At 73.7% G+C, this 8,142-nt stretch carries 7 protein-coding genes and 1 pseudogene; 1 reads left to right on the top strand and 7 read right to left on the bottom strand.

Annotated elements, in window-relative coordinates:
• From ACIPRD_RS17750 to ACIPRD_RS17720, 7 genes and pseudogenes are all read right to left on the bottom strand, one after another.
• Positions 1-262 (bottom strand): annotated as a pseudogene (locus ACIPRD_RS17750) (hypothetical protein); the annotation flags it as partial.
• A 285-nt stretch (positions 263-547) separates the two neighbouring features.
• Positions 548-1,555, bottom strand: coding sequence for a UDP-glucose 4-epimerase GalE (gene galE, locus ACIPRD_RS17745; RefSeq protein WP_356399473.1), 1,008 nt, complete (start codon positions 1,553-1,555; stop codon positions 548-550).
• A 134-nt stretch (positions 1,556-1,689) separates the two neighbouring features.
• Positions 1,690-2,367 (bottom strand): flavodoxin family protein, encoded by a 678-nt coding sequence (locus ACIPRD_RS17740; protein ID WP_356399813.1) that lies wholly within the window; start codon positions 2,365-2,367, stop codon positions 1,690-1,692.
• Between the two features lie 276 nt (positions 2,368-2,643).
• The gene (locus ACIPRD_RS17735) at positions 2,644-3,321 is read right to left on the bottom strand and encodes a class I SAM-dependent methyltransferase (RefSeq protein WP_401564003.1); all 678 of its coding nucleotides are present in this window, start codon (positions 3,319-3,321) and stop codon (positions 2,644-2,646) included.
• 276 nt (positions 3,322-3,597) lie between these two features.
• The gene (locus ACIPRD_RS17730; protein ID WP_356399477.1) at positions 3,598-4,251 is read right to left on the bottom strand and encodes a fasciclin domain-containing protein; all 654 of its coding nucleotides are present in this window, start codon (positions 4,249-4,251) and stop codon (positions 3,598-3,600) included.
• Between the two features lie 166 nt (positions 4,252-4,417).
• Complete coding sequence (locus ACIPRD_RS17725; RefSeq protein WP_401564000.1) at positions 4,418-6,196, bottom strand: molybdopterin-dependent oxidoreductase; 1,779 nt, start codon at positions 6,194-6,196, stop codon at positions 4,418-4,420.
• Positions 6,197-6,506: 310 nt separating this feature from the next.
• Positions 6,507-6,968 (bottom strand): NUDIX hydrolase, encoded by a 462-nt coding sequence (locus tag ACIPRD_RS17720; RefSeq protein WP_401563998.1) that lies wholly within the window; start codon positions 6,966-6,968, stop codon positions 6,507-6,509.
• Between the two features lie 292 nt (positions 6,969-7,260).
• Between ACIPRD_RS17720 and ACIPRD_RS17715 the strand changes: the two genes are divergently transcribed.
• Entirely contained in the window at positions 7,261-8,121 is an 861-nt protein-coding gene (locus ACIPRD_RS17715) for a Rieske 2Fe-2S domain-containing protein (RefSeq protein WP_401563995.1), read from the top strand.
• Positions 8,122-8,142: the final 21 nt, after the last annotated feature.

Below are 8,142 nucleotides of genomic sequence, written 5' to 3'. Positions count from 1 at the left end.
TACCGACCGCGGGCGGGACTGTGACGGCGGCGTTCAAAACGTGCTCCTTGTACGACCTGCGGCTGCCGGGACCGGGCACGACCGCGGCCAGCCGCGTGCCGAGGTCCTCGCCCGCGAGGAAGGTGACGTTGATCCGCGTCCCCGCGGGGATGCTGTCGTACGCCTCTTCGAGCTTCGGCACGTCCTTGCCGGTCATCTCCAGCGAGAAGTCGTCCAGCAGCGCGGTACCGACCGCGGGCGGGACTGTGACGGCGGCGTTCAAAACGTGCTCCTTGTACGACCTGCGGCTGCCGGGACCGGGCACGACCGCGGCCAGCCGCGGCCGCGGGACCTGCACGGCCGGCGTCCAGCAAGGCTCCGGTACGGCTTCGGTCCGGTGCGGGTGGGATCCGGTACGACCGCAGACCGGTGCGGCTGGAGTCCCGGCTCCGGCCGATGATGCCATGCGGGCAGCACGCGCCCCCCGCCGAGGGGGCGGCCGGCGCGGGCGCCGGGCAGGACGACGTACGCGCGGGCGCGGGGCGTGCGAGGGGTGGGGGCGGGTCGGTCAGCCGGTGAGGTCGATGACGGACTCGCGGCGGGCGAACCAGGCGAGGGTGTCGCGGATGCCGTCCTCGACGGAGTGCTCGGGACGCCAGTCGAGGAGTTCCCCGGCCCGCTTGCCCCGGCAGAAGGCACCCGCGCTGTCCCCGGGACGGCGGCCGGCCTCGACGGCGGGCAGCGGCGCGCCGGTGACGGCGGCGAACGCGTCCAGCAGCTCGCGGACGGTGGTGCCCGTGCCGGTGCCGAGGTCGATCACCTCGTAGGTGCCGGGTCCGCCGGCGGGCAGGAAGGTGTCGAAGCGCCGGACGGCCTGGACGTGGGCGCGGGCCAGGTCCCAGACGTGGACGTAGTCGCGGATGCCGGAGCCGTCCCGGGTCGGCCAGTCGGTACCGGTGACCGCGAACGGCTCCCCGCTCTCGCGGGCCTCGATCATCTTGCCCAGGGCGTGGCTGGGCCGGCGGACCTGGAGGCCGGTGCGCAGCCCGGGGTCGGCGCCGATGGGGTTGAAGTAGCGCAGGGAGACCACGCGGAGGTCGCCGGTGGAGCTGATGTCCTCCAGCGCCGTCTCGAACAGGGCCTTGGTGCGGGCGTAGGGGCTCAGCGGGGCCAGGGCCGCGTCCTCGTCCACGGCGAAGTCCTCGCCGGCGCCGTAGATCGACGCCGAGGAGCTGAAGATGAACCGGCGGCAGCCGTTGCGGACGAGGTGGCCGACGAACGTGATGCCCTTGGCCACGTTCTCGGTGTAGTAGCGCAGCGGCTGCTCGACGGACTCCGGGACGACGATCAGGGCGGCGCAGTCGATGACCGCGTCGATGTCGGGGTGTTCCGCGAAGACGCGGTCGACGAGGGCGCCGTCGGCGATGTCCCCCTCGTAGAAGGCGCGTCCGGCCGTGAACTCCCTGCGGCCGGTCACCAGGTTGTCGAGGACGACCGGTTCGATGCCGCTGTCGAGGCAGGCGGAGGCGATGGTGCTGCCGATGAAGCCGGCACCGCCGGCGATGAGGACCTTCACGCGGGGCTCCCTGGTGATGCGGTGGTGCCATGATCGCACTGCGCGACGGCCGCGAACCGCCCGGGCGTCCGGCCACCGGCAGGCACCTCCGCGGCCGGCGGAGCGGTAGGTGAACGCCTGCCTCTTACGCAGGCCTAGCGGTGTTCGGGGTTCTCGTAGTCGCGGCGGCAGCCCGCGTCCCAGGCGGTGCGCTGGTTGCCGTAGGCGGGGATGCCGCCGAGGTCCTTCAGCGCCCTGGCCAGATGCAGCAGGTTCCAGGTCATGAAGGTGGTGTTGCGGTTGGTGAAGTCGTTCTCCGGGCCGCCGGAGCCGGGGTCGAGGTAGGAGGCGCCGGGACCCGCCTCGCCGATCCATCCGGCGTCCGCCTGGGGCGGGATGGCGTACCCGAGGTGCTGGAGGCTGTAGAGCACGTTCATGGCGCAGTGCTTCACGCCGTCCTCGTTGCCCGTGATGAGACAGCCGCCCACCCGGCCGTAATAGGCGTACTGCCCGGCCTCGTTGAGCAGGCTGGAACAGGCGTAGAGGCGTTCGGTCACCCGCTTCATCACGGAACTGTTGTCGCCGAGCCAGATGGGGCCCGCCAGCACGAGGATGTCGGCCGCGAGTACCTGCCGGTACAGCTCGGGCCAGTCGTCCCGCTCCCAGCCGTGCTCCGTCATGTCGGGCCACACACCGGTGGCGATGTCGTGGTCCACGGCCCGTACGACATCGACGTGCACCTTCTGGGCGGCCAGGATGGCGGTGCACCGGTCGATCAGGCCTTGTGTGTTGCTGATCTGCGGTGACCGTTTGAGGGTGCAGTTGATCACCATGGCCCGCAGGTCGTCGTACCGGGCGGGCGGCGCGTCGGTGGCGGGTGACGGAGCGGTCACACGGTCCTCCCAGAGCACGGCCGCCGCACGGCGTGCGGCGGCGCTTCCATCTCGGCGTCCAGCGTGCGAGCCGGCCGGGGCGGCCGCCACCGGGGGCCTCCGAACGGCCGTGCGGGGGGGCGTGCCGTACGTACGTGTGCCGTGCGGTACGCGTGCCACGTGCTGCTCGCGGGCCGGCCACGGGGTCCCGCGCCCTGCGCGCGGGCCGGCCCGGGGTCAGCCGCGGGCGCGCAGGGCGACGAAGTGGCGGCCCGCGTGGGCGGTGGTCCATTCCTCGGCGGTCGTCCAGCCGGTGGTCCGGGCGTGCCGGGCGAGGGCACGGGCGCCGACGACGGCCCAGGGGAACTGGGGGCTCGCCGCACGCTGTCCGAGGTGGATCCGGACCCGGCGCCGTTCGTCCACGTCGGCGCGGGAGGTCTCCACGATCAGCAGCCCGCGCTCGTGGACGAGGTCGCGGACGCGCCGCAGGAGCCGGTGCGGCTCGCCGCCGATGCCGATGTTCTCGTCCATGAGCAGCGCCGTGTCCCACCGGCCCTCGTGGGGCAGCGGATCGAAGACCGACCCGCTGCGCGCGGCTCCGCCCCGGCAGACCGTCGCGCGCACGGCCGAGGGGCAGACGTCGATCCCGAGCGTCTCGTGTCCGCGCAGGGTGAGGGCCTCGACCATCCGTCCGGCCCCGCACCCGATGTCCAGTACCCGGCCCTCGCAGCGCTCGACGACCGACCGGTCCCCGGCGTCCGCCGGCCGGGACCACCTCCCGATGTCGAGAGGCACGCACCAGCCCTCCCCGTCGCGCAGCGACAGATCGCCGTCCCGCGCGCCGACCGCGCGCGCGTAGAGGCCGGTGCTCCATGGCTCCGAGGGGCCCGCGCCCGCCGAACCGGCAGTGGTCACACACACTCCCCGCATGGTCGTGGGCGGTCGGCCCCGGTCGCCGCCGCGTCCGGAACGGCATGTCATGTACGTCGGTCACATCCTGGCCGACTCCCCTGCCGCACCGGCCCAACCCGGCCCCCGGTGTAACGCGACCGGCCGACCCCCACCCGCGCGGGGGTGACCGGCGTGGCACGGAGCCGGAGCCGGGGGGCCGGAGCCGGGGCCGGGGTCAGGGGGCCGGAGCCGGAGCGAGCGTCCGCCGGCCATGGGCGCGGCCGGCGGACGCGAAGGACGTCACGCCTTGGGCATCAGAACGGTGTCGACGATGTACACGTTCGCGTTGGCGGTCTTCACGTTGCCGCACACGACCTTGGCGGAGTCGTTCACGGTGTAGGACTCGCCCGAGCCCGAGGTCATGACCTTCGACTTCTCCAGGGTGGCGAAGGAGCCGTTCTCCAGGTCCTTGGGCGTCAGCTTCTGGCCGACGACGTGGTAGGTGAGGATCTTCGTCAGCTGGGCCTTGTCGTTGAGGACCTTGTCGAGGGTGGCCTTCGGGAGCTTGGCGAACGCGTCGTTGGTCGGCGCGAACACGGTGATGTTCTGGGCGTTGTTGAGGGTGTCGACCAGGCCGGCCTTCTTCACCGCGGTCACCAGCGTGGACAGGGCCGGGTTGTTGGAGGCGGCGGTGGCCACCGGGTCCTTGGCCATGCCGTCGAAGGAACCGGCGCCGTTCTTCGGCACGGAGGAACAGGCCGGGCCGAACGGCTGGTCCATGTTGCTCGCGCTGGTCGCACCGCCCATGTCGTCGCCGTTGGAGGAGGCCGAGGCGGATGCCTTGGCGGAGGCGTCGGACTTGGCGGAGTCGTCGCCGGAGCAGGCGGTCAGGGCGAGGGGCAGCACAGCGGCGGCGGCGAAGAGGCCTGCGGTACGGCGGATACGGGTGCTCATCTTGTTCTCCTGGTGAAGTACGCAGCACGGTGCTGCGGTCGGGGTGGTGCCAAGGGGTGGCAGTGCGGAGGGGAGGCCAGGCCCGCGGGAGGCCAGGAGGCCTGCGGTCCGGGAGGGTCCGGGCCCCCGGGCGGTGGCCTGGGGCGGGGTGACAGGGCCTGACGGCTCACTCGACGGTCACCACCACGGAGTGCCGGCCGCTCGCGCCGTCGGGGGCGGTGCGGGTCCGTTCGTCCGTCTGCACCCGGCCCTCGCGGTCGGTGGCGCGCACGGTGAGGGTGTGGGTGCCCGGGGCGGCCTGCCAGGGGAAGGACCACTGGCGCCAGGTGTCCCGCGTGTCCTCGGGGGCCAGCCGGGCCTCCTGCCAGGGACCGTCGTCGACACGGATCTCGACCCTGTCGATGCCCCGGTGCTGGGCCCACGCGACCCCGGCGACCATGACCGTGCCCGCCCGGGGGCGGGCGAAGGGCTTGGGGGTGTCGATGCGCGACTGGGTCTTGACCGGGGCCCTGCGGGCCCAGCCGCGCCTGACCCAGTAGGGGTCGTAGGCGTCGAAGGTGGTGAGTTCGAGCTCCTGGATCCATTTGCAGGCGGAGACGTATCCGTACAGGCCGGGCACCACCATGCGGACCGGGAAGCCGTGTGCGAAGGGCAGCGGTTCGCCGTTCATGCCGAGGGCGAGCAGTGCGTCGCGGCCGTCCATGACGTCCTCGACCGGGGTGCCGATCGTCATGCCGTCCACCGACCGGGACACCAGCTGGTCGGCCGGACCTCCCCGGGACGGCGGCTTCACTCCGCATTCGGCGAGCAGGTCGGCCAGCCGTACGCCGGTCCAGCGGGCGTTGCCCACGTACGGGCCGCCGACCTCGTTCGACACGCAGGTCAGGGTGATGTCCCGTTCGACGAGTTCCCTGCGCAGCAGGTCGTCGAAGGAGTACGTGACCGGCCGGCGCACGCCCTTGCCGCGGACGCGCAGCCGCCAGTCGGTGGCGTCCACCTCGGGCACCACGAGGGCGGTGTCCACACGGTAGAAGTCCGTGTTCGGGGTGACGAAGGGGCTGACCCCCGCGACACGGAGTCCGGCGCCGCGCGGTGGCCGCCGCGCCGGTGACCCGGGGCGCGGCAGGACGACGCGCTCACGCGAGGCGACCGCGTTCCGGCCGCGCGAACCGTTCAGGGACCGGCCGACCGCGCCCACGGCCGCGGACGCGGCGGCGGCGGAGGCCGCCGCGATGACGAATCCCCTGCGGTCCCACCCGGGGGTCTCGATGGAGGCGTCACCGTCCGCGGAGCCGGCGCTCCCGCCCACGCCCGACACGCGGTCCGCTTCCCGGGCGGCCCCGGGAGCGGGCTCACCGGCCTCGGGGGCGGGCTCGCCGGACGCGGGGGCGGGCTCGCCGACCTCGGGGGCGGGCTCACCTGACGCGGGGGGCTTACCCGCCCTACGGGGCAGCCCCGCCGCTTCCGGTTGCCGTACGGCTGTCAGGCGGCCCGTCAGGACGTACAGCAGCAGCGCTCCGGCGGCCGCGCCGACGAGGGAGGGCAGCGCGTCGGCGGGACCGGCGGAGTCCGGCCGCCCGAGGGCGGCGGTCGCGCCGACGGCCCCGAAGAGCAGGACACCGGCGGCGCCGGTCCGGCGGAAGCGCACCGCCGCCGCGCCGAGAGCCAGGGCAAGCAGGCCCAGCACCGCAAGGATCCCGAGTTCCAGGACCAGCTTGTCGTCGGTGCCGAAGTGCCGGATCGCCCAGTCCTTGACGGGGGCGGGCGTCATGTCGATGGCCGCCCCGCCCACCGCGACGACCGGGCCGGCCTGCGGACGGACCGCCGCCGCCACCGGTTCGGCCACCGCCAGCGACGCGAAACCGGCCAGCGCACCGCTCAGCGCACCGCACGCGACGCGCGGCAGGCTCCGGTACGGCCGCGGGTCCTTCTCTTCTTCCCTCACGGGGAGAATCCGGTTCTGCGGCCGCACCGGATGGGTGAAGTCCCCCGATCAGGTGAAAAGTGACGCAGCGCCAATCCGGCGCGCGTTCAGCGACGGATTACGGGGTTGCCGGTCGGCCTCCACGCCGGTTCCGGGTGCAGTGGAGACCGGACGCATCACGGGGTTGCCGGTCGGCCTCGACGCCGGTTCCGGGTGCAGTGGAGACCGGAATGGGGACCGGACCCGGCACGAGCACGAGCACGAGCACGGGGACGGGAGCAGGGCGCGGGGCATGGGGCATGGGGCGGAGGCCAGGCGGTCCCGGCGTCCGTCAGCGCTCGGCGATCCGGTGGACCGTCCAGCCGTCGGGGGCGGGGCGGCCGTGCCAGGCGGCGAACAGCATGCCGCTCGCCGGGAACAGCGGCGCCGGCGGCTCCTCAGGGCCGACCCAGCGCCATTCGCCGAAGACGTCCGGCTCCGTGACGACGGCCTCCACGGTCCCGTCCGGGCCCTGTGGACGCACCCGGGCGACCACGCACGCGGTGACCGCGACGTGCGGCACGTCGGTGCGCAGGGCGACGGCGAAGGCCCGGGGCTCGCACACCCGCCCCGCGGCGATGCCGGTCTCCTCCTCGACCTCCCGCAGGGCGGCCTGTACGAAGGTCTCCCCCGGCTCCACGTGGCCACCGGGCAGACACCAGGTCGGCGGCTCGCCCCGTTTGATCCGGTGGCCGATCAGGATCCTGCCGTCGGGAGCGAACAGCAGGGCCCCGACACCGACGACGGCTGTCACCCCGTCACCTCCGCTCTCCCCCACCCGGCACGGGCCGGCGCCACCGGTGCCGGGAAGGCCAGGACCGTGCGGTGGCCGCCGGCGGACGCGGCGACGATACCCGCGACGGCCGGCACCCGGCACCGGCTTCCCGGAACAGGACCCCGCACCCTGGACCTTCCGGGACGAAGTGCGTGAAGTGGCTGGTGCCACGGGTGCGTGAGATGGTGAAGCCGCGTGTCCCGGGGAGCCCGAGGACACGCATGCCCCCGTAACGCCGAGCGTCTGCCCGTCCATGGCGAGGAGCGACCGCATGCGAAAGCTGATCGAAGACGTCATCGACGACATCGGGAAGACGTCCTCACTCGACGGCGTGTGCGGCAAGACCGCCGGGCTGGTGTCGCGCGCGACGAGCGGTGACCTCGTCAAGAACGCGCTGTCGGGCACCTGGTTCGGACATCCTCTGCACCCCGCGCTCTCCGATCTGCCCATCGGCGCCTGGGTGATGGCCAGCGCCGTGGACGTGACGATGGGCAGGTCCGGGGCCGGGGCGGCGCGCCGTCTCGTCGCTCTCGGGCTGCTCTCGGCGGTGCCGACCGCGTGGTCGGGATGGTCCGACTGGGCCGACACCTACGGCCCCACGCAGCGGGTCGGCTACGTGCACGCCGTGGGCAACGCCACCGGCGCGGCCCTGCAGGCGGCGTCCTGGGTGGCGCGTGCGCGAGGACGGCGGGGCGCCGGCATGGCGCTCAGCGGGCTGGGACTCGGCATCACGGCCTGCGCCGCCTATCTCGGCGGCCACCTGTCGTTCGTGAAGGGTGTCGGGGTCAACCACACCGCGTTCGAGGAACCCGCCACGGAGTGGACGGACGTCGAGTCGCTGTCGGTCCTCGGCGAGAACGAGCTGCGCCGGGTCACGGTGAAGGGTGTGCCCGTGGTGCTCGTACGGCACGACGGAGAGGTGTACGCGCTCTCGGCGACCTGCACGCACGCGGGCGGCCCGCTGGACGAGGGCAAGGTCCTGCCGAACGGCTGCGTCCAGTGCCCGTGGCACGGCAGTGAGTTCCGGCTGTCCGACGGCGAGGCGGTGCGCGGGCCGGCCTCGGTCGACGAGCCGCGCTGGGACGTGAAGATCGACAGCGGCCGGGTCCTCGTACGCGCCGCGGCCTCCTGACCCGCACCGCACCGACACCCG

It is taken from the genome of Streptomyces sp. NPDC090108 (assembly GCF_044747185.1).
GTDB lineage: Bacteria > Actinomycetota > Actinomycetes > Streptomycetales > Streptomycetaceae > Streptomyces.
This window is presented reverse-complemented; position numbering and strand designations above follow the sequence as displayed.

What these genes read in the sequence shown, in the direction of transcription:
- ACIPRD_RS17740 (WP_356399813.1), bottom strand. Translation starts at nt 2,367, where the DNA reads ATGGTGATCAACTGCACCCTCAAACGGTCACCGCAGATCAGCAACACA.
- ACIPRD_RS17730 (WP_356399477.1), bottom strand. Translation starts at nt 4,251, where the DNA reads ATGAGCACCCGTATCCGCCGTACCGCAGGCCTCTTCGCCGCCGCCGCT.
- ACIPRD_RS17715 (WP_401563995.1), top strand. Translation starts at nt 7,261, where the DNA reads ATGCGAAAGCTGATCGAAGACGTCATCGACGACATCGGGAAGACGTCC.